The following is a 21733-nucleotide window of genomic DNA, read 5'->3' as shown; positions in this document are numbered from 1 at the left end:
TATATTTTTTATTTCAACATTCAATAGGTTTTATTTCAGAGAGTTACGGACAGATGAAGAAGATTCTCTTAGTTCTTTTTATGGTAATGGGTGCCATATCGACTTCAGCCCAATATCGTGTAGACCGACTTGTTACGGCCGGTCGGAGTGCCTTGTATTATGAGGATTTCGTCCTTTCAATCAAGTATTTTAATCTGGCCATCGGCGCCAAGCCTTATCTATATGAGCCTTGGTATTACCGCAGTGTGGCAAAATTTAATTTGGATGACTTTACGGGTGCCGAAAGTGATGCCAGTGAGGCGCTGCATCTCAATCCCTATATCAATGATATTTATGACTTGAGAGCCATCTGTCGCATCAGACAAAACAGGTTTGATGATGCGATAGCTGACTATAATGCTGCTATCAGACTGGAACCGCGTAACCGCAACTATTGGTTTAACCGGGCTATCTGCCAGATGGAAAACAAAAAGTATGAGGCGGCGCAGCAGGAATTGGATACCATCGTAGGAAAATGGAAAGACTGGTCGAATGCTTATTCGCTCAAGGCTGAAGTGTATCTGCATCAGAAAGATACCGTGCAGGCTGAGAAATGGCTTGACAAGAGTCTGCAACTCAATCCGTATGATGGGGATGCCTGGACTACGCGTGCCTATATGGCGCTGGCAAGAAAGGAATGGAAAACGGCAGATGAGGCATTGACCAAGAGTCTGCATTTCAAGCCTAACAATGTGAACAGTTACATCAATCGAGCTTTGGCGCGTATCAATCTGAATAACCTCAGAGGGGCGATGAGCGATTATGACAATGCCATCGACCTGGATCCGAACAATTTCCTGGCTCATTATAATAGAGGACTGATGCGTGTACAGTTGGGTGATGATAACCGTGCCATCACCGATTTCGACTTCATTATCAAGATGGAACCCCAGAACTTCATGGCTATCTTCAACCGAGCTTTATTGCATGACAAGACCGGTAATCTGAGAGCTGCCATCAGGGATTATACTACGGTCATCAACCAGTTTCCTAACTTCTGGACCGGTTTGTCTAACCGTGCCAGCTGTTACCGTCGCCTGGGTATGACGGCTAAGGCAGAAATGGATGAATTCCGTATATTCAAGGCGCAGATGAACAAGCATATCGGTATCCAACCGAGATGGAGCGCAAAGACCAAGAAGGAGATGCGTAAGCGCTCGGAGGTAGATCCGAATAAATTTGCTTCGCTGGTAGTAGATGATGAACCGAAGTACGAACACAACTATAAGAGCGAGTATCGTGGTAAGGTTCAGAACCGTCAGGTAGAAACCGCCTTTCTGCCGATGTATCAACTTTCTTATTTCCCTAACAGTCAGAATATAAGTGGAGTTCAGGCTTATGATAAGGAGGTGGAAGCGCTCAATCTGCATACCAAGGCAGACAAGGTTTATATCGTTTGCAGTAAGGAGCAGCTCGATGAGAATGGTTCTTTGAAGATATTCTCGATGATAGATAAACTCTCGGCAGAGCTGAGTGTGGCGAGCGATAATGAAACCAGAAAACGTCTCCTGATGCGCAGGGCCATCGCTCATAGTGTACTTCGTGATTTTGAGGCTGCCATCAGTGATTTCACCTATTATATCTCGCTCGATGACAAGAACTCTTTGGCTTACTGGCAGCGTGCAGTCTGTCAGGCTGAGATGGATGAATTTAACAAGGCTGAGGGCAAGGGTGTTCTGAACATCCATTCTGCCGAGGCTGATTTCAGCGATGCTATCCGCCTGAACAGCAACAATGCTTACATCTATTATAATAGAGGTAATCTTCATGCAGGCAGAAACGAACTTTCAAAGGCAATAGATGATTATACCATTGCCTTGAGAATTGATAACCGTCTTGCAGAGGCTTATTATAATAGAGGTATAGCACGAGCCAAGAGCGGTAATAAGCAGACTGCCATCCAGGATCTTTCAAAGGCAGGAGAACTTGGTTTGTATGATGCTTATTCTGTAATCAAGCGCTTGAATAAGTCGAAATAATAAAAAAATCCCGCAGAGAAAATCTGCGGGATTTTTTCGTATTTCTGTAATCCGGTTTTATATTCTCGTTACCTGCTTAACGCCCTTCACGGCACTAAGTTTCTTGATGAGTGCATCAGTTTTGCCGGCATCATCAATCATCACGGTAACATTGCCAGAGAAGAGACCATCCTTGGAGGAGATGTTGATGCCTCGCATGATGAGTTTATCTTCCTTGGAAATGATGTTGGTGATGTTGCTCACAATACCGATATCGTCGTTTCCGATGATGCGGAGCGTGATGGCATACTTGGATGTTCCCTTGCCGCTCCATTTCGCCTTCACGATGCGGTAACCGAAACGGCGGCGCAGTTCCTTGGCGTTAGGACAGTCAATGCGATGAACCTTGATGCCCTTGCTGATGGTAACGAATCCGAAGATTGGGTCGCCGTAGATAGGGTGGCAGCAATGAGCCAGTTCGAAATCTATGCCTTTGAGGTGCTCATCGATAACCAGCACATCGTCGCTCTGCTTCATCAGTTCCTCGGTAGGATTCTCAAACTCGAAATTCTCTGCACTTTCTACAGGCTTGTTGGTATTGGCAAGGTGCAAGTCATGGTCGCGCTCCTCAATGTATTTCTCGATGACGCTGTTCACGTCGAGTTTCTCCTCGGCTACATCCTTGTAGAAGTCAGAATTCTCTTTATATCCCATCTTTTTGATGATGCGCGCCATGATGCTCTCGTCAATCTCCAGTTTCCTATTCTTGAATCGGCGCTCCAGCAGTTCCTTGGCATAGAGTCCGTCCTTCTTCTGGGTTTCCTTCAGCGCGAGGCGAATCTTGGCCTTAGCCTTGGATGTCTGTACGATGTTGAGCCATTCGCGGCGTGGCTTCTGGTTGCTCTGTGTGAGGATTTCTACCTGATCTCCCGAATGGAGTTCCTGTCGGAAGGTGACGGCTCTGCCGTTAATCTTTCCACCCACACAGGTATTGCCGATGCGTGAGTGGATGTAGTAGGCGAAGTCGAGTACCGTGGCTCCCTTCTGGAAGTTCAGCAGGTCGCCCTTTGGAGTGAACACGTATACTTCGTCTTCCTTCAGATCGGTGGTAAACTGGTCCATCAGCTGCAGGTCGTCATTGCTTTCGAGGGCAGCACGGATATTGGCAAGCCATTCGTCGATACCGCCTTCTCCCTGCTTGATGCCCTTGTAGCGCCAGTGGGCAGCGAGTCCGTGCTCTGCAATATCGTCCATGCGCTCGGTTCTGATCTGTACCTCTACCCATTTGTTTTCAGGACCCAGTACGGTGGTATGCAGACTTTCATAACCGTTGCTCTTAGGCACGCTGAGCCAGTCGCGCATACGCTTTGGGTTTGGCTGATACATGTCGGTGATGAGGGCAAAGGTCTGCCAGCACTGCATATACTCTTTCTCTCTTGGTGCATCGAGGATAATACGGATAGCAAAGAGATCGTATACACCCTCGAAGGCGCACTTCTGCTTCTTCATCTTTTGCCAGATAGAGTGGATACTCTTGGTACGGCCTTTCATGTGATATTTCAGACCGGCAGCATCGAGCTTCTCCTGGATTGGCTGGATGAAGCGGGCGATATAGGCATCGCGCGAAGCCTTGGTGGCGTTCAGTTTGTCCTTTATCATATAGTAGGCATCGTGCTCTAGATACTTCAGACTGAGGTCCTCCAGTTCGCTCTTCAGTTTGTAGAGTCCCAGTTTGTGGGCGAGTGGGGCATAGAGGTAGCTTGCCTCTTCGCTTACTTCATGCTTTGCCTCTTTCTGTTCGGTATCACGAATCTGTCGCATCACGTTCACGCGGTCGGCAATCATGATGAGGATGACGCGCATATCCTCAGAGAATGAGATAAGCAGATTTCTGAAGTTCTCGCTCTCTATGATAGGGTTGCGCTTGTATAAATCGTGGATGCGGAGTAGACCACTGATGATGTGGGCTACGCTATCTCCGTATTTCTTCTGTATCTCTTCGATGGTCTGATAGCCATCGATAACGCTGGTCTGCATCAGAATGGCGATGATGCCATCTCGTTTCAGACCTATCTCGTTTACTGCGATTTCTGCGGTTTGCAGGGCAGCGAGTATTGGATTCATTCCGAAGACGTTGCGCTTGATCTGGTGGTTGATGAAGGCATGCTGTATGTCTTCACGCAGATGCTGCTCATCGCCCGGCTTGAATGTGTCGCCCACGGCGGTTCTCAGGCGCTCCAGGATTTGGAGTGTCTGTTCCTTTTCTTCGGATGTGAATTTAAAAGGTGTTTCGTTCATTGTCGTTCCCTCCTACGGATGATATATTTATTGAGTTGTTATAACTCGTCTATCCATTTCTGGCCAGACTTGGTGTTGAGCCAGATGGCGAAACTGGCGCTAATTACGGCACTCAGCCCCATAAATATTGTTATTAACTCCATAATTATTATTTTTTATCGTTATACTTCATCACTCTGTTAGCACTATAGGCAAGGAAGAATGCTGAGGCAATGCCCAGTACTAAGAAGAGGATATTGTAAATGCCAATAGTTTCGCCGGTAACCAAGGGGGAAAAACCTCCAATTCCGGTTCCACTAATGAATAAGTTTGATACTCCGTACAGATACGTTGATAGCAACGTTCTTCGGTCGTGCTCCTTTGATAACTTACTGACCATGTCGCAATATTCCATTTTAAATTTGACAAACAATGGCGATTCAGCGTTAAAAAGCGCCTACTTCGTTAAATTTTCAATGCAAAGGTACAAAAAAAAGCGGAAATATTTCTGATTATCAGAAAAAACTATTATCTTTGTAGCACATATAGTGTAAATTTAACATAAATATGGTATTATGAATCAGCAAGATCTAAACCAAATCGCTGCTCGCGGCATCTCCGAGCAGCAGATTGAACACCAGTTGGAACAAATCAAGAATGGCTTCCCATTCCTCAAACTCGAGGGTGCGGCTGCCATCGGTAAGGGTATCATGGCTCCTACAGCTCAGGAAGTAGAGGACTACGAGAAGGCGTGGAACGACTACAAGGCTGAGGGTCACAAGATTGTGAAGTTCGTACCTGCTTCAGGTGCGGCAAGCCGCATGTTCAAGAACATGTTTGCATTCCTCGATGCTCCATACGATGTTCCTACTACTGACTTCGAAAAACAATTCTTCGAGAATATCAAGAAGTTTGCTTTCCGCAAGGCACTCTGCGATAAGTGCCATGTAAACAACGAGAAGGGTATCATGTGCCTTATCAAGAAGGGTGATTACAAGGCTGTTGTGGCTAATCTCCTCAAGCCAGAGGGATTGAACTACGGTCAGTTGCCTAAGGGATTGCTCCAGTTCCACGAGTATGAGGACGAGGTTCGCACCCCAATGGAGGAGCACCTGGTTGAGGCTGCGCTCTATGCTAGCAGCAACGGCGAGGCAAACGTTCATTTCACCGTTTCTCACGACCACCTGGAACTCTTCAAGCAGATGGTAGCCGAGAAGGCAGATAAGTATGCACAGCGCTACGGCATCAAGTACAACATCTCATTCTCTGAGCAGAAGCCTAGCACCGATACCATCGCTGCCAATCCAGACAATACTCCTTTCCGTAACGAGGATGGCTCTTTGCTGTTCCGTCCGGGCGGTCATGGCGCGCTCATCGAGAATCTCAACGAGATTGATGCAGATGTAGTATTCATCAAGAACATCGATAATGTGGTTCCTGATCGCTTGAAGGCAGAGACTGTTACCTGGAAGCAGGTGATTGCAGGTGTATTGGTTACTCTGCAGAAGCAGGCTTTCGATTATCTGAAGGTTTTGGATTCTGGTCAGTACAACCATGAGAAGCTGGAGGAAATTATCCGCTTCGTTCAGCGCGACCTTTGCTGCCGCAAGGCTGATATCAAGGAGCTGGAGGATGCCGAACTGGTTATCTATCTGCGCAAGAAGCTGAACCGTCCTATGCGTGTCTGCGGTGTTGTTAAGAACGTGGGCGAGCCTGGTGGTGGTCCATTCCTTACTTATAACCAGGATGGTACCGTAAGTCTTCAGATTCTGGAGAGCTCTCAGATTGACAAGAATAACGAGGAGTATATGAAGATGTTTACCGAGGGAACACACTTCAACCCGGTAGACCTCGTCTGCGCTACCAAGGATTACCAGGGCAATGCCTTCGATCTTCCTAAGTTCGTTGACCCATCTACAGGTTTCATCTCTAGCAAGAGTAAGAATGGTAAGGATTTGAAGGCACTCGAGTTGCCAGGTCTCTGGAATGGTGCGATGAGCGACTGGAATACTGTATTCGTAGAGGTTCCTCTCGGTACCTTCAACCCAGTGAAGACCGTTAACGATCTGCTCCGCGACCAGCATCAGGCTGTAGAGGGTGGTATCAAGCACGAGCACGGAGAGGGCGGTTGCTGCGGTAAGCACTAATCTACGATTCCGTATATCTCATTGATAAGATATAAACACAATAAAGGCTCAGTTCCCGATTTTATTCGAGGATTGAGCCTTTATCATTGAGCAATAATGTGTCTGCTAAAAATTATAAGATGTTCTGAATCAAATAAAAATAGCCTTTTGCTTCTGTTCTGCTAAAGGAAAACTATCTGATACAAAGGATAGGAATCCTTAGCAGGAAGTTCTTAGTTGTACCAAATTTCTCCACCTAATACTGTTGGATACTCTTCTGCTGTTGCACTTTCTACAGGAGCCGCAATTTCTACGAACTCACCATACTTCTTTACCTTGTTAATGTTCATAATTTGTTGGTTTTGTTGATTTATTAATTTATATTACGGATTGGTATCTATTAAGGATACTGATCTTTTACTTTTTTCTACGCTGCAAAGTTACACAAAAAAATGATACGCAACAAGTTTTTTTGCTAAAAATCTGTCGATATTTAACCTTCGTTAAAAGTTTTCTGCATATTTCCTGCAATATTATTCTGTTTTAGTAGAATATTTTTGTTTGTATTCGCTAAATACCTCATAATGAGCGGGTAAATGACAGTCTTCTAATCTGTAGCTTAATCGTATACACTATCAGGAGGCTGTCATTTACTTCCATTGCTTCATTATATGGATGAAGATTTCACCTTATATTATATAGAGATTTCACCAGCCAGAGATTCGGTCAGTTTTTCTCTTACCTTTTTGTTGTCTGCATATCTTCCCTGCAGATACATCATCTTGGTGACCATAGCCTCTACGGTAGAATCGTATCCACTTATCACATGAGCGGTTTTCAACTGGAAGCCGGCTCCGTAGCGTTCCATCTCTACGCTACCCGTAAGACATTGGCTGATATTCACGATGTTTACTCCGCGATGGGCAGCCTGATCCAGAAGACGCATGATCCAAGGCGTGTGAGGAGCATTGCCTGAACCGAATGTACGCATCACAATACCGCGGAGGTCTGGTGATTCCATCACGTGGCGCACAATGTTATCCTGGATACCCGGGAAGAGACTGAACACGATGACGTTCGGATCGAGCTTCAGGTGTGGAACCATTGGCTTTCTGTAATCCGGTGTGAGGATGTGATGGTTGTGATATTGAAAATTGATTCCTACATCGCAGAGGTGAGGGTAGTTGAATGATTCGAAAGCGTGAAAACCCTCGGCATTGATCTTGATGGCACGGTTACCGCGAATCAGCTTGCCGTTGAAGAAGATGCATACCTCGGGCACCATAGGGCGTCCTTCAGCATTCTTGGCAGAAGCAATCTCTATGGCTGTCATCAGATTCTCCTTGCCGTCGGTTCGCAATTCACCGATAGGCAACTGGCTACCCGTCAATATTACAGGCTTGGTCAGATTCTCAAGCATGAAAGATAGGGCAGACGAAGTGTAAGCCATAGTATCAGTTCCATGAAGGATTACGAATCCGTCATAGTCGTTGTAGTTGTTGGATATCATGCTTACGATTTCTGCCCAGCGCATAGGATCCATGTCGCTGGAATCGATAGGTGGGTCGAATTTTCGCACATCGATTTCTGCCTGAATGAGCTTGAATTCGGGCATGGAAGAAACGAGGTGATTGAAATCAAGAGGTTCCAGTACACCTGTCATCGGGTCCTTTCCCATACCGATGGTACCACCGGTATAGATGATGAGAATCTTTGGTTTTGCCATTTTCTATGTTTCTTTACATTTTGTCACGTTATCGGATGCAAAGATAATGAAAATATTTGTTTTTCCAAAACTTATTGGCTAAAAATGTATCTGAATTTTACAAAGTGTTACGAAATATTGGTAGAAAAGCAGATGAAAACTTCAATATCTCAGCATTTTCGGTCTTAAAAGCCCTTAATATAAAGAGGTATTAGCAAAGTTTAGCAAAATAAATGCATTTTTATTCGCTTGTTACAAAAAGAAATCGTACTTTTGCAGACGATTTAATAAAAATACTAAGTTGTTATGGTAAAAATCACATTCCCAGACGGATCTGTTCGTGAGTATGAGCAGGGCGTAACTGGCTTACAAATCGCCGAGAGCATCTCACCGGCTCTCGCTCGCAACGTTGTATCTTGCGGTGTTAATGGTGAGACAGTAGAGTTGAACCGTCCTATCAATGAGGATGCGAATGTAGAACTCTATAAGTTTGAGGATGAGCAGGGTAAGCACACATTCTGGCATACTTCTGCCCACTTGTTGGCTGAGGCTCTTCAGGAGCTTTACCCAGGCATCCAGTTCGGTTTCGGTCCAGCCGTAGAGAGTGGTTTCTTCTACGACGTGATGCCAGCCGAGGGTCAGGTGATTTCAGAGAATGACTTCGCCAAGATCGAGGCTAAGATGTTGGAACTTGCCAAGAAGAACGAACCTGTGGTTCGCAAGGAGGTGGCTAAGGCTGATGCTCTCGCTGAGTTCAAGGCTGATGGTCAGACCTACAAGTGCGAGCACATTGAGCAGGACTTGGAGGATGGTACCATCACCACATATACCCAGGGCAATTTTACCGATCTTTGCCGTGGTCCTCACTTGATGAACACTGGCCTTATCAAGGCTGTGAAGATTACAAGTGTGGCTGGTGCTTTCTGGCGCGGTGATGCCAAGCGCGAGCAGATGACCCGTATCTACGGTATCAGCTTCCCTAAGAAGAAGATGCTCGATGAGTACCTGGTAATTCTCGAAGAGGCTAAGAAGCGTGACCACCGTAAGATTGGTAAGGAGATGGAACTCTTCATGTTCTCTGAGCGTGTAGGTAAGGGTCTTCCTATCTGGTTGCCAAAGGGTACACAGCTCCGCCTCCGTTTGCAGGAGTTGCTCCGTTCTCTCCTGAAGCCTTATAACTATCAGGAGGTTATCTGTCCAGGTATCGGTGGCAAGAGTCTCTATGTTACATCTGGTCACTATGCTCACTATGGTAAGGATGCATTCCAGCCTATTCAGACTCCTGAGGAGGATGAGGAGTATATGCTCAAGCCAATGAACTGTCCTCACCACTGCGAAATCTACGCTCGCAAGCCACGTTCTTACAAGGATCTTCCTTTGCGTATTGCAGAGTTCGGTACCGTATTCCGCTATGAGAAGAGCGGTGAGCTCCATGGTTTGACTCGTGTTCGTACATTTACTCAGGATGATGCTCACATCTTCGTCCGTTCAGATCAGGTGAAGTCTGAGTTCGAGAATGTAATCGACGTAATCCTGAAGGTATTCAAGATTTTCGGTTTCGAGAACTACGAGGCACAGATTTCTCTCCACGATCCTAAGGATACAGAGAAGTATATCGGTTCTGATGAGATTTGGGAAGAGAGCGAGAACGCTATCCGTGAGGCTTGCAAGGAGAAGGGTCTTGAGACTCGTGAGGAGGTTGGCGAGGCTGCCTTCTATGGTCCTAAGCTCGACTTCATGGTAAAGGATGCCATCGGTCGTCGCTGGCAGTTGGGTACCATCCAGGTGGATTACAACTTGCCTGAGCGCTTCAAGCTGGAATATACCGCTGAGGATAACTCAAAGAAGACTCCTGTGATGATTCACCGTGCACCATTCGGTTCACTGGAGCGATTCACAGCCGTTCTCATCGAGCACACCGCCGGTCACTTCCCATTGTGGTTGACTCCAGACCAGGTTGCAATTCTTCCTATCTCTGAGAAGTTCAACGATTATGCTCAGAAGGTACGTCAGTATCTTGATAAGCAGGGTGTACGTGCTTTGGTTGATGACCGTAACGAGAAGATTGGCCGCAAGATTCGCGACAACGAGTTGAAGCGTGTTCCTTACATGGTCATCGTAGGTGAGAAGGAGAGTGCCGAGGGCTTGGTATCTATGCGTAAGCAGGGTGGTGGCGAACAGGCTACCATGAGCATGGAAGAGTTCGCTCAGCGCATCAATGCCGAGGTTGCAGAGCAATTGAAGGCCGCTGAAGAGTAAAAATATGATATAAATCCGCAGGTTTCTTTGGAAATCTGCGGATTTTTTTAAAATAACCCACTGAAAATTTGGTGGTTTCACAAAATAATCGTAACTTTGCAGCCGTTTAATCAAAAAGACAAAAAAGAATATATCGAATAGTTAATGAAAAATGACAAAATGAAAAATCAGTACCGCGTAAACGAACAGATTCGTGCACGCGACGTGAGAGTAGTGAGTGATGGTGGAGCAGAAGTGATGCCAGCACGTAAGGCGTTGGAGTTGGCACGTCAGCAAGAGCTTGACTTAGTCGAGATATCTCCTAATGCGCAACCACCAGTTTGCCGTATAGTTGACTATTCTAAATTCCTTTACCAGCAGAAGAAGCATGCAAAGGAAATGAAGCAGAAGCAGGTAAAGGTGGAGACCAAGGAAATCCGTTTCGGACCTCAGACCGATGAGCACGACTATCAGTTCAAACTCAAGCACGCTATGGAGTTCCTCAACGAGGGCAACAAGGTTCGCGCATACGTTTTCTTCCGTGGTCGCTCTATTCTCTTCAAGGAGCAGGGTGAGGTTCTTCTTCTCCGTTTCGCCAATGATTTGGAAGAGTACGGAAAGGTAGAGCAGATGCCAAAGCTTGAAGGTAAGAAGATGTTCCTCTACATGAGTCCTAAGAAGGCTGGTACTGCAAAGAAGAGCCAGCAGAAGATGGACCGTGAGAAGCGAGAGGCTGAAGCTAAGGCTGCTGCAGATGCAGAGCGCGCTGCTAATGCTGAGAAGAATGGCTTGCTAGCCAATGCTATAGGCGGCGATGCCCTGAAGAAACTCGCAGAAGAGGCTGAGTAATTGAATTTGGCACGGATTACACGGATTTTTACAATCCCAAGGTAAAAAGGTAATCATAAAGTTCAAAGTTCAAATCTCAAAGTTCAAAGAAAAGAAAAAGATGCGTAACGCCCTGGTATATGCGTTGCCATCGCTATAATAAATAACAATTTAAAATTAAAAGTAAAAATGCCAAAAGTAAAGACTAATTCCGGCGCAAAGAAGAGATTCCGTTTCACCGGTACAGGTAAGATTAAGCGTCATCACGCTTTTCACAGTCACATCTTGACTAAGAAGACAAAGAAGCAGAAGAGAAATCTCCTTGGTGAGACTCTCGTAGACCGTTCAAACTTGAAGCAGGTTCGCGACTTGCTCTGCCTCCGTTAATTATTAACTTTTTAGTCGAACTTTTAAAGAAAAAAAATTATGCCAAGATCAGTAAATCACGTTGCATCAAAAGCAAAAAGAACAAGAATCTTGAAGCTCACTAAGGGGTACTATGGAGCTCGCAAGAATGTATGGACAGTAGCTAAGAACACTTGGGAGAAGGGTCTTACCTACGCTTATCGCGATCGTCGTAACAAGAAGCGCACATTCCGCGCATTGTGGATTCAGCGTATCAACGCTGCTGCTCGCCTCGATGGTATGAGCTACAGCCAGTTGATGGGTGCTCTTCACAAGGCTGGTATCGAGATTAACCGTAAGGTTCTCGCTGACCTCGCTGTAAACAACCCTGAGGCTTTCAAGGCTATCGTTGCAAAGGTGAAGTAAATCCGACGCTAGGCTCTTTTCTTCCGTGAATTTTTCTCGTAAGAAAGTGTTTAGCCTCTAGATTAAAGAAAACTGAAGATTGCATTGGTTGGAAGTATTTCCGCTGATGCAATCTTTTTTGTGCCATAAAAATCCAGACGTTCTCGCTTGTAAGAACGTCTAAAGCGCTACCATATTAGACTTGAATAGGCAAGATAATACGACTGAGCAAGCGAAATGATACTACTGAGCAAGCTAAACGAGATTACTGTGTAAGCGCATTAAGCTGTTTGGCTAGGTTCAAAGATATAGAATATGAGGTGAAAGGAGATAGATTCTAAAGTATAAGAAGACTGCTTCTAGAAGATTCCCACTAGGCTCGACAGAGCTGCTGAGCCTAGTCAGCAGCTCTGCCGACTGCAGTCAGCAGCTCTGCTGAGCCTAGTGACAACACCTTTTAGTTGTACGACTACATACCTTTTAGTTGTACGACTACATACCTTTTAGTTGTACAACCTTACACCTTTTAGTTGTACAACTTTACACTTTTTAGTTGTACAACTATCTCGCTTAAATTGTAATGGAAGCTATAAATACTTCATCAAGAGTAAAAAATTGTGTTAGTAGAAGAGATTTTGTGTTGTTTGATTGTACTCCGACTTGAAATTATTCTTCAGACTCAAATACATAATATATAGAATCCCCAGATTTCTTTTGAAGGAAATCTGGGGATGAAACTTTGTGTTATGATGTGAGTGTGAATCCCAATATAATGTTCCCACGGAAGACTCTTAGCCGTGGGTGTTATAAGTTCTCTTTCAGCGAATACCGAAACATCTTAACTAATATCGATTATTTTTTAACCATCTTCTTGGTTTCACCATTGGTATACTTTACGATGTAAACTTGGCCACTTTGCATGTCTGTAACCTGCTGACCAGCCATGCTGTAGATAGCCTTCACGCCGTTTGGCAGGGTGAGGGTCTCAACGTTCTTGATGCCAGTGGTATAGTTCTTCAGGGTGATGGTGCGGGTTACGCAGTTCTTCAAGTCGTTGGCTGTAACAGTAAAGCTTACGTAGGTATCAAAACCATCGGTTGTAATCTTCTTCGTAACATAGGCACCGGCACCGATAGCCTCCAACTGGAAGTTGTTGATATCCAAATTCTTATTGTAGCCTTCAATCTCCAATTCTCCGGCTTCATCAAACTTATTTGTAATGTCTTCACCATCCATGATAACCTTCTTCACATCAGCATTGTAAACCATCTCTACATCGTCTACATACAAAACGTCTGGATTGGTCTCGCTCTTGCTGCCGCCGCTAGGCACAGCGCAGGTTGACATGGTAACCAGGGCTGCCTTAGGCATTTCCTCTGCATTGTCGTATGTAAATGGGATAGTAATCTCCTGCCACTCGTCCTTGCTCTCGATAGAAGAGTTGTTGGCACGGGCGATGATGTTGGCTGCATACTTGTCGTCCTCCGGGTCCTGAACCATGTTGCCGTTGGTCAAGAGGGCACTGATGGTAGCCTTAGGATTCTTGTTGCCGTCGCCAGCCTTGAACTTCACCCAAACCTTCATGGCATCAGGCTTGTTGTTGAGCACTGCATAGAATGGATCGCCGTTGGCATCCACATCTGTAGAGCTGAAATCCAGGAATGAGCAGTTGTCCTTGCTTGATGCAGTCATGCTGCCAGCCTTCAGACGACCGGTGGTGATGGTACCGTTGGCAGAAGCTGCAACAATTGAACCCACCTTCACTGGAGTAGAAACAATCTTTACACACTGCTTGTTGTCTTCTGCTGCGTTCTCGCGCACTTCAGAAGATGCATAGGTATGTACAGCTGCTGAAACCGCGCCTGCCATGCTGCCCGTAGAGCTCATGAAAGAGTGCCATCCGTTAGGCTCCTGGCTCTTGGCGCTGCTGTAAGATGCCTCGTGGAAATTCTCGAAACCGGCGTTTGGCAACTGACCCATTTCGTTGCAATTCTTGCCGAGCTTTACGCCAACAATCATGTTGCCAGCCAATGGAATATTGAGGTAGGCGTTGAAATTGTCGCCCTTCAGTTCACCCTTCAGGAGAATGTTCACGTTGCCGAGACCTGGTCCCATCCATTCTACGTTCTCATCGTCACCCTTGGTAATCTGGATATCCCTTGCTGCATTGAGCATGATGACGTTGCCACACTTGGTAGCCTCTACATCTTTGATAACGATGTTACCAATCTGCATGAAAGCGTTCATCTTGAAGTTGAGCAGGCTCATGGTGTATTTGCCGTCTTTCTGCTCATCTACGTTCACCTTGATGTCGCCCACAGGCATGTCCATTCCCATCATGTTAACCACGAGAGGGCAGGTGTAGTCCTTTGCCATCATCGACATAGAGCAGAGTGCTGCTGCTACTAAAGTAAAAATTTTCTTCATAAGTTTTCCTTTCTTTTATTATGATATAATTGATTTTTCTCTCCTATACATTATTATATATAAGATATCCTGGAGCAGATTTCCTATTTCAGCTGATAGCTCAGTCCGATGGTGCCGTAGATGGGATACATCGACTGCTCTATCACGTGGAAGTCTTTCTTGAACACTTCTGATAAGCCCCAGGTAAGGCCCACATAGGCTCCCCAGCGCTTCGAGAAATTCCAGTCGGCACCTACGTCGATGCCAAACTGCCAGTTGCGCATATCGTCCGAGAAGTCGTATTCGCCACGCTCTCCGTCCTCATGTCCCAGTTCTACCTTGGGCCCCGTAGGGTCGCCCTGGCGCAGATAACCGTCGTAGGCACTGCCCTCAAACTTATGCGAGGTGACGTAGGAGAAGTAAGGACCCAGCTTCAGGCGAACCTTCTCTGTAACGTCGTAAGTGGCTTGCACTGGAATAGTTGCGAGGCTCTGATCAACCTTTGTTATTACGTTGCCCGTGAACACGCCATCCAGCTGCTCACCACCTTTCACCATGGTCATGTGGTAGTTCTTTACGCCCGCATCAATCTTCATGCCCTTGCCTTCGAAGTGCAGGCCGAACATCAATCCCCACTTATTGTCCAGGGGATAGTGGGCGTCGATGCCGAGCAGCAGGTTAGGCTGCAGCGTGTAGCTGTGGAGGGTGCGGATGGTGGCAGGCATGCCGATAGGGGCAGTGCCACCCAGGTTGTAGCCGATACGTGCCTGGTAGGTGAATTTGTGGAGCAGTTCTCCCAGATTCTGTCCCCATGCCTCAGCAGAGCAGAGGGATAGGATTGCGGCTGATATGATGAATGACTTTTTCATTGTCTTGTCTTCTTTTTTTTCTAAATCTTCTCAATCTCTTCTTAATGAATCTTCTTTAGCAGAATCATTTATTCCTTTTCGCAGGCGATGCGGAACTGATCCACCCACAATGTACTTCCGATGGCTCCCATGAACGAGGCGCCTTCTACGCTCGATGAGCAGACGATGGCCATGCTGTAGCCCATGTTTCTGAGTTTCTGGGCATCCACCTCCTTCTTATAAACGAAGTCGAGGTCGAAATGGGTCCACTCGGGCGTGTCGTCGATGTCTGGCACCTTGGCGAGTGCCACCACCTGAGGGCTGGTCTGCACGTTGTCGCCATAGAGCACGATGCTGTTGCCATCGGTGTCGTGGTTGTCGTAGAACACGGCATAGATGGTGCCGTAGTCTTTCTTGCCTTCCACCACCTTCTTATGGCGGTCTGTGAACACATCGCCACGCTTGTATCGGTAGTAGCCGCTGAATTTGGTAGGCTTGAAACTTACGGGTACGCCAAACTGGGTGGTCTTCATGGCATCCTTCAGTGCCTGACCGGCGTCGAACTTTCCGATGAAGAGGTTGCCTGCAGCGATAGGCATCTTGGCCGTTGCGCCAAACTGGTCGGTATCGCTGGTGGTGAGCTTCACGCAGGCACCGTCGTAGCCTTGCTCCACAGGCACCGTTGGATATTGGTCTGGCTTGGCAGAGCTTCGGCTCATAAAGAAGCCCGGATTTCCCGTAGCCCAGTTGTTGGCAAGCGTACCGTCGTCGTTCTTGTCGCTCCAGACATAATATTTATGAATAGGCTTGTTTTCGTTGAGGAAATAGTTTTCGAAGTCGTACTTCATCACTTCGTAAACCACGGGCGGGAAGGTGAATCCCACTCTGTACTGCCGTTTCCAGTTGCCATCCTCGGAAGTAACGGTGTAGGTTACTTGCCCGTTGGTGAAATCCTGCACCGAACCGTTGGCAGGCGATAGGGTAGCACCTGGGGTAATCTGGAATTTCGGTGCGAAGTGCGAGAGATCGGTTCCCTTTTTTACGAGGAAGCAGATTTCATTTTCTGTAGGCATCACGTTCTGTAGGGTATCTGTGGCTTTGAGGAAGCATTCTTCCCAGTTGCCGCTGTTGGTGATGAAGGCCTGCTCGATGTCGCATTCGGCATTGAGTGGTTCTTCCTTGAAGCAGGAGGAGAGGGTCGTGATGCAACTCATTGATAGAGCAGCTACTATAAATCTTGACTGTTTCATATCTTGAACTTTCTTTTTCTTTTGTAATCTGGAGAATCGCTTCTCTTTCTTTTCAGATAATTCTTGAGAGAATGATTTCTCTAGCTCATATAAATTATTGCTTTATCGGTTGCAAAGATAAGCAGAAAACTTGAAACTACCAAAGGTTTTTGTGTTTTTTCGACATGTTTTGATAGAAAAATACCATGAATCAGTGGTTTTAGGATATGAATTAGTCGAGATGAGTTTACAGAAGTAGGCAGATAGTGCCCGATAGTTCATTTTTTTTAATACACATAATAAAAAAGGGAACTGAAATCTCATTACAGAAATTTCAGTCCCCTGAATGTTATTTAGCTAATGAATAGCAAAAGCCTGATCTGTTTAAGATTAAGCCTTGCCCTCCATCTGAGCCTTCAACTTAGCGAGTGCATCGATATCACCGAGTGATGTGCTAGCAGCAACGTTGTTGATCATAGCTGTCTCGTTGTTGCTCTTGCGACCGCCGTTTGCACGCTTGTGAGTTGTCTTAACAACTGGCTCGTTACCCTCCTCGAATGTACGAGAGTGAGAGAGGATGATGCGCTTTGTCTCCTTAACGAACTCGATAACCTTGAAGTCGAGAGTCTCGCCCTTCTTAGCCATTGTGCCGTCCTCCTTAGTGAGGTGCTTAGGAGTAGCGAAACCTTCACCACCCTCAGCGAGAGCTACAACAGCACCCTTGTCCATCAACTCTGTGATAGTACCCTGGTGAACAGAACCTGGAGTATAGATTGCCTCATACTCATCCCATGGGTTCTTCTCCAACTGCTTGTGGCCGAGGCTCAAGCGACGGTTTTCCTTATCGATTTCGAGAACTACTACATCGATAGAAGCGCCTACAGAAGTGAACTCAGATGGGTGCTTAACCTTCTTAGTCCAAGAGAGGTCAGAGATGTGGATCAAACCATCAACACCTTCCTCGAGCTCTACGAAGATACCGAAGTTAGTGAAGTTGCGAACCTTAGCTGTGTGCTTGCTGCCAACAGGATACTTAGCCTCGATAGCCTCCCATGGATCTTCCTTGAGCTGCTTGATACCAAGGCTCATCTTGCGCTCAGCGCGGTCGAGAGTCAGGATAACTGCCTCTACCTCGTCACCAACCTTCATGAAGTCCTGAGCAGAACGCAAGTGCTGGCTCCAAGACATCTCAGATACGTGGATCAAGCCCTCTACACCTGGAGCAATCTCAACGAATGCACCGTAGTCAGCCATAACCACTACCTTACCCTTAACGTGGTCACCTACCTTGAGGTTTGGATCAAGTGCATCCCATGGATGTGGAGTGAGCTGCTTCAAACCGAGAGCAATACGCTTCTTCTCCTCATCGAAGTCGAGGATAACAACGTTGATCTTCTGGTCGAGAGATACAACCTCGTGTGGATCGCTTACGCGGCCCCAAGAGAGGTCTGTGATGTGGATCAAACCATCAACACCGCCGAGGTCAACGAATACACCGTAAGTAGTGATGTTCTTAACGGTACCCTCGAGGATCTGACCCTTCTCGAGCTTGCCGATAATCTCCTTACGCTGCTGCTCGAGCTCCTGCTCGATGAGAGCCTTGTGAGATACAACGACATTGCGGAACTCCTGGTTGATCTTTACAACCTTGAACTCCATTGTCTTGCCTACGAATACGTCGTAGTCGCGTATAGGGTGAACGTCGATCTGGCTTCCTGGCAAGAAAGCTTCGATACCGAAAACGTCAACGATCATACCGCCCTTAGTGCGGCACTTGATGTAACCCTGGATAACTTCCTCGTTCTCGAGAGCTGCATTAACACGCTCCCAAGACTTGCTGAGGCGAGCCTTCTTGTGAGAGAGTACCAACTGACCCTTTACGTCCTCCTGGTTCTCTACATAAACCTCAACCTTGTCGCCTACCTTGAGGTCTGGGTTGTAACGGAATTCAGAAGCAGGGATAATACCATCGCTCTTGTAACCGATGTTTACGATAACCTCTTTCTTGTCTACAGAGATTACTGTACCCTCTACAACCTGGTGTTCTGTTACCTTGTTAAGAGTTTCGTCATAGGCCTTCTCGAGGTCTGTTTTGCTGACGTTTGCGCTTGTGCCATTCTCAAACTCATCCCAATTGAAGTCGTCCAATGGCTTTACGTTCTTTAAATCTGACATAAAAAATAATTAAAAAATTAAAATTAATAAAGTTTGACTTTATGTGAATTGTATAAATCGGGCGCAAAATTACTCATTTTCTTTGAGTTACAGGCATTCACTCTTGAATTTCTTCTTTTTGTTAGTAATATTTAACTAAAATCACTGTTTTTGGTAGGTTCCTTCAGGGAAATACATAATATATATACGCATAACCTTTCAATATTCTGATAACTTCCTCCTCGATATTTCTTCCTGTGATGTTCTTCTCTGTTATCCGTGTTTTCATCTAATTCTATGATGAAAATGAAGAGGGGAGAAAAATAATGGCGAAAGAAAAAACGGACGAAATTATCATTTGTATGAAAATGAGTTAAATTCATTAAAAAAAGACACCGAAATGTTGGCGATTACAAAATAATTGTTACCTTTGCGCTCAAAATGTAATGAATATAATAAAATAAATGATATGACACTAGTCATCCTTGCCATATTGATACTGGCATATATTCTCATTGCAACCGAGAATATTACCAAGGTGAACCGTGCTGCCGTAGCCATCTTTGCTGGAACGGTAGGATGGGTTCTCTATATCTGTTTCGGTATGGACTTCGTGACCAGTGAACATTCTTCTGATTATTCACGCTATCTGAATCTCGGAATGTGGAACGAGATAGAATCCACCAGTACAACGGTGAAGTATTTTATTGCCCGTAACATCTTCCTTCCTTATGTGGGTAGAGCTGCAGAAATCGTACTCTTCCTGCTAGCCACTATGACGATAGTTGAAATTCTCAATAACAACGGATGCTTCGATTTCATACGCCAGTTGTTGCGTACCCGAAGCGCCAAGAAAATGCTATGGATTCTCGCTGCCGTGACCTTTGTTATTTCGGCAAATCTCGATAATCTTACTACAACAGTGATGATGCTTACGATGATGCATGGAGTGATTCCAAACCGTCGTCAGCGCATGGTGTATGGAGGTGCAATTCTGCTTTCTGCCAACTGTGGCGGAGCTCTTACCGTTATCGGAAATCCGGAAGGACTGGTAATGTGGAATATGGGTGCTGTAACGGCTACCCATTATTTCCTGTCGCTTCTGCTGCCATGTCTTGCTGCTTGGCTCATACCATTGGTGATGATGCAGCGCATGCTGCCGGAAAGAGTAGAGACAGAATGGATTGCTATGCCATACCGCGGGGATGATACCCGCCTCAATGTATGGCAGCGCTTGCTGATGCTCTTTGTGGGTATCGGTGGATTGTGGTTTATCCCTACCTTTCATAATATTACGAAATTGAGTCCTTTCCTCGGTGCGCTCTGCGTATTGGGTGTACTCTGGATTGTGAACGAGATATTTAACCGTAAACTTATGAATATGGATGCGATGGCTGACCGTCGCACCCCTAGAGTCTTCCAATACGGAGTTATCCAGATGATTCTTTTCGTGATGGGTATCATGCTTGCCATCGGAGTGGTGAAGGAGACTGGTGCTTTTGACGATTTTGCCGCTCTTCTCAACTCTGTCGGTATGGATGATAAGCATCCTGGTGTGTTACTGCATGGTGTCTTGGCAGGTATAACCAGTACTGTACTTGACAACTTTGCTACAGCCATGAACTTTTTCTCCCTTCATGATCTGGCAAATGTGAATGATCCTTCATTCAGCATGCTTACTGATTATCATACCAATGGTATCTACTGGCAGATGATTGCATATTGCGTAATGGCTGGTGGTAACGTTCTTGGTATCGGTACAATCAGCGGTCTTGCCCTGATGAAGATGGAACGTATGCACATGGGATGGTATTTCCGCAATATTGGCTGGAAAGCTTTGATGGGTGGCGTCATCGGACTTGCTATCCTTTGGCTCTCCCATATCCTGGTGGCTGGTGCCGCAAACCTAATTATTTAAATCGATAAGCCCAAACAAAGCAAGGGGTATACCCCTTGGATACCTACTGTATATGTAGGGGTAATGGATGAAAAACATCATCCTGAGAGAATCATAAACTAACATTAAAAAAATATATAATATAATAAGGTATAGTTATGGCAAAGATTAAGACTATTGGAATTTTGACATCTGGAGGAGATGCTCCAGGTATGAATGCTGCTATCCGTGCGGTTACCCGTTCGGCTATCTACAACGGTTTCACTGTGAAAGGTATCTATCGTGGTTACGATGGTCTCATCAATGATGAAATTAAAACCTTTTCTACAGAGAACGTAAGCGGTATCATCGGTACTGGTGGTACGATGCTGAAGACTGCCCGTTCTAAGGAATTCATGACCGAAGAAGGTCGTCAGAAGGCATTTGAAACGATTCAGAAAGAGGAAATTGATGCGCTTGTCGTGATTGGCGGTAACGGCTCACTGACCGGTGCGATGAATTTCGCACGTGAGTTTGATATATGCTGCATCGGATTGCCAGGAACAATTGATAATGACCTTTATGGTACAGACAATACGATTGGTTATGATACTACGATGAATACCATCGTGGAGTGTGTAGACCGAATCCGTGATACTGCGCAGAGCCACGAGCGTATCTTCTTTATCGAGGTGATGGGCCGTGATGCCGGTTTCCTGGCGCAGAATTCAGCTATCGCCAGTGGAGCAGAGGCAGCTATCATTCCAGAGGATTCTACCGACGTTGACCAGTTGGCTCAATTCATGGAGCGTGGTATCCGTAAGTCTAAGAAGAGCTGTATCGTCATCGTGTCAGAGAGTCCTAAGTGTGGTGCTCTTTATTATGCCGACCGTGTGCGCAAGGAGTTCCCTGAGTTTGATGTACGTGTATCCATCCTGGGTCACTTGCAGCGTGGTGGTCGTCCATCAGCCCGTGACCGTATTCTTGCGAGCCGTACCGGTTGTGGTGCCATTGAGGCTATCATGCAGGGCCAGCGCAATGTGATGATTGGTGTGCGCAACAACGAGGTGGTATACGTGCCACTTTCTGAGGCCATCCGCTCAGATAAGCCATTCGACCGTAAACTGATCAAGGTTTTGGACGAGTTGAGTATCTAATTTATAGAGATAAGGGTAAGAAGAGAGGAGTTTGAACTCCTGGCTTCTTGCTTTTGCATAGGAAAATGGTTTAAAGGGAACTAAAAATGGTTTAATAAGGTATAAAAGCCGAATAAAACTTCAAATTAATTTGTGGTTTCCA

General features: G+C 45.9%; 14 protein-coding genes. 8 read left to right on the top strand and 6 right to left on the bottom strand.

Annotated features, from left to right (window positions below; translation table 11 throughout):
- The first annotated feature begins 53 nt into the window (after nt 1–53).
- Nucleotides 54–2018, top strand: coding sequence for a tetratricopeptide repeat protein (locus KSW37_RS04185; RefSeq protein WP_217313437.1), 1965 nt, complete (start codon nt 54–56; stop codon nt 2016–2018).
- Between the two features lie 57 nt (nt 2019–2075).
- On the opposite strand, the gene KSW37_RS04180 is transcribed toward KSW37_RS04185, so the two are convergent.
- A complete protein-coding gene (locus KSW37_RS04180; protein WP_217313436.1) occupies nt 2076–4295 on the bottom strand; it encodes a RelA/SpoT family protein in 2220 nt (739 codons plus the stop codon).
- Nucleotides 4296–4849: 554 nt separating this feature from the next.
- Between KSW37_RS04180 and KSW37_RS04175 the strand changes: the two genes are divergently transcribed.
- The gene (locus KSW37_RS04175; protein ID WP_217313435.1) at nt 4850–6421 is read left to right on the top strand and encodes a DUF4301 family protein; all 1572 of its coding nucleotides are present in this window, start codon (nt 4850–4852) and stop codon (nt 6419–6421) included.
- A gap of 673 nt (nt 6422–7094) precedes the next feature.
- Here the strand turns inward: KSW37_RS04175 and KSW37_RS04170 are convergent.
- Nucleotides 7095–8126 (bottom strand): asparaginase, encoded by a 1032-nt coding sequence (locus tag KSW37_RS04170; RefSeq protein WP_217313434.1) that lies wholly within the window; start codon nt 8124–8126, stop codon nt 7095–7097.
- Nucleotides 8127–8411: 285 nt separating this feature from the next.
- Between KSW37_RS04170 and thrS the strand changes: the two genes are divergently transcribed.
- The 4 genes from thrS to rplT all read left to right on the top strand — a co-directional run bounded on the left by thrS (nt 8412) and on the right by rplT (nt 11942).
- On the top strand, nt 8412–10364 hold the full coding sequence (gene thrS / locus KSW37_RS04165; protein WP_217313433.1) for a threonine--tRNA ligase: 1953 nt from the start codon (nt 8412–8414) through the stop codon (nt 10362–10364).
- A 144-nt stretch (nt 10365–10508) separates the two neighbouring features.
- Complete coding sequence (gene infC, locus KSW37_RS04160) at nt 10509–11192, top strand: translation initiation factor IF-3 (RefSeq protein WP_217313432.1); 684 nt, start codon at nt 10509–10511, stop codon at nt 11190–11192.
- Nucleotides 11193–11360: 168 nt separating this feature from the next.
- Nucleotides 11361–11558 (top strand): 50S ribosomal protein L35, encoded by a 198-nt coding sequence (gene rpmI, locus KSW37_RS04155; RefSeq protein ID WP_006846865.1) that lies wholly within the window; start codon nt 11361–11363, stop codon nt 11556–11558.
- A gap of 39 nt (nt 11559–11597) precedes the next feature.
- Complete coding sequence (rplT, locus tag KSW37_RS04150; RefSeq protein ID WP_006846863.1) at nt 11598–11942, top strand: 50S ribosomal protein L20; 345 nt, start codon at nt 11598–11600, stop codon at nt 11940–11942.
- Nucleotides 11943–12773: 831 nt separating this feature from the next.
- On the opposite strand, the gene KSW37_RS04145 is transcribed toward rplT, so the two are convergent.
- The 4 genes from KSW37_RS04145 to rpsA all read right to left on the bottom strand — a co-directional run bounded on the left by KSW37_RS04145 (nt 12774) and on the right by rpsA (nt 18579).
- Nucleotides 12774–14348, bottom strand: coding sequence for a calycin-like domain-containing protein (locus KSW37_RS04145; protein WP_217313431.1), 1575 nt, complete (start codon nt 14346–14348; stop codon nt 12774–12776).
- A gap of 83 nt (nt 14349–14431) precedes the next feature.
- Entirely contained in the window at nt 14432–15196 is a 765-nt protein-coding gene (locus KSW37_RS04140) for a porin family protein (RefSeq protein WP_217313430.1), read from the bottom strand.
- Between the two features lie 68 nt (nt 15197–15264).
- Nucleotides 15265–16425: a PCMD domain-containing protein gene (locus tag KSW37_RS04135; protein WP_217313429.1), complete on the bottom strand. Its 1161-nt coding sequence runs from the start codon at nt 16423–16425 to the stop codon at nt 15265–15267.
- 369 nt (nt 16426–16794) lie between these two features.
- A complete protein-coding gene (rpsA, locus tag KSW37_RS04130) occupies nt 16795–18579 on the bottom strand; it encodes a 30S ribosomal protein S1 (RefSeq protein WP_217313428.1) in 1785 nt (594 codons plus the stop codon).
- 448 nt (nt 18580–19027) lie between these two features.
- Between rpsA and KSW37_RS04125 the strand changes: the two genes are divergently transcribed.
- Together KSW37_RS04125 and pfkA are read left to right on the top strand one after the other, a co-directional pair.
- On the top strand, nt 19028–20476 hold the full coding sequence (locus KSW37_RS04125) for an SLC13 family permease (RefSeq protein ID WP_217313427.1): 1449 nt from the start codon (nt 19028–19030) through the stop codon (nt 20474–20476).
- Nucleotides 20477–20613: 137 nt separating this feature from the next.
- A complete protein-coding gene (gene pfkA / locus KSW37_RS04120; RefSeq protein WP_006846856.1) occupies nt 20614–21591 on the top strand; it encodes a 6-phosphofructokinase in 978 nt (325 codons plus the stop codon).
- Nucleotides 21592–21733: the final 142 nt, after the last annotated feature.

The sequence above is a fragment of the Segatella copri genome (genome assembly GCF_019127135.1).
Classification (GTDB): Bacteria; Bacteroidota; Bacteroidia; order Bacteroidales; family Bacteroidaceae; genus Prevotella.
The sequence above is the reverse complement of the archived record's forward strand: the minus strand, read 5'-3'. Positions and strand labels throughout refer to the sequence as shown.

Excerpts from the sequence above, each read along its gene's own strand:
- KSW37_RS04185 (WP_217313437.1), top strand. The coding sequence starts at position 54 with ATGAAGAAGATTCTCTTAGTTCTTTTTATGGTAATGGGTGCCATATCG.
- KSW37_RS04180 (WP_217313436.1), bottom strand. The coding sequence starts at position 4,295 with ATGAACGAAACACCTTTTAAATTCACATCCGAAGAAAAGGAACAGACA.
- KSW37_RS04175 (WP_217313435.1), top strand. The coding sequence starts at position 4,850 with ATGAATCAGCAAGATCTAAACCAAATCGCTGCTCGCGGCATCTCCGAG.
- KSW37_RS04170 (WP_217313434.1), bottom strand. The coding sequence starts at position 8,126 with ATGGCAAAACCAAAGATTCTCATCATCTATACCGGTGGTACCATCGGT.
- thrS (WP_217313433.1), top strand. The coding sequence starts at position 8,412 with ATGGTAAAAATCACATTCCCAGACGGATCTGTTCGTGAGTATGAGCAG.
- infC (WP_217313432.1), top strand. The coding sequence starts at position 10,509 with ATGAAAAATGACAAAATGAAAAATCAGTACCGCGTAAACGAACAGATT.
- rpmI (WP_006846865.1), top strand. The coding sequence starts at position 11,361 with ATGCCAAAAGTAAAGACTAATTCCGGCGCAAAGAAGAGATTCCGTTTC.
- rplT (WP_006846863.1), top strand. The coding sequence starts at position 11,598 with ATGCCAAGATCAGTAAATCACGTTGCATCAAAAGCAAAAAGAACAAGA.
- KSW37_RS04145 (WP_217313431.1), bottom strand. The coding sequence starts at position 14,348 with ATGAAGAAAATTTTTACTTTAGTAGCAGCAGCACTCTGCTCTATGTCG.
- KSW37_RS04140 (WP_217313430.1), bottom strand. The coding sequence starts at position 15,196 with ATGAAAAAGTCATTCATCATATCAGCCGCAATCCTATCCCTCTGCTCT.
- KSW37_RS04135 (WP_217313429.1), bottom strand. The coding sequence starts at position 16,425 with ATGAAACAGTCAAGATTTATAGTAGCTGCTCTATCAATGAGTTGCATC.
- rpsA (WP_217313428.1), bottom strand. The coding sequence starts at position 18,579 with ATGTCAGATTTAAAGAACGTAAAGCCATTGGACGACTTCAATTGGGAT.
- KSW37_RS04125 (WP_217313427.1), top strand. The coding sequence starts at position 19,028 with ATGACACTAGTCATCCTTGCCATATTGATACTGGCATATATTCTCATT.
- pfkA (WP_006846856.1), top strand. The coding sequence starts at position 20,614 with ATGGCAAAGATTAAGACTATTGGAATTTTGACATCTGGAGGAGATGCT.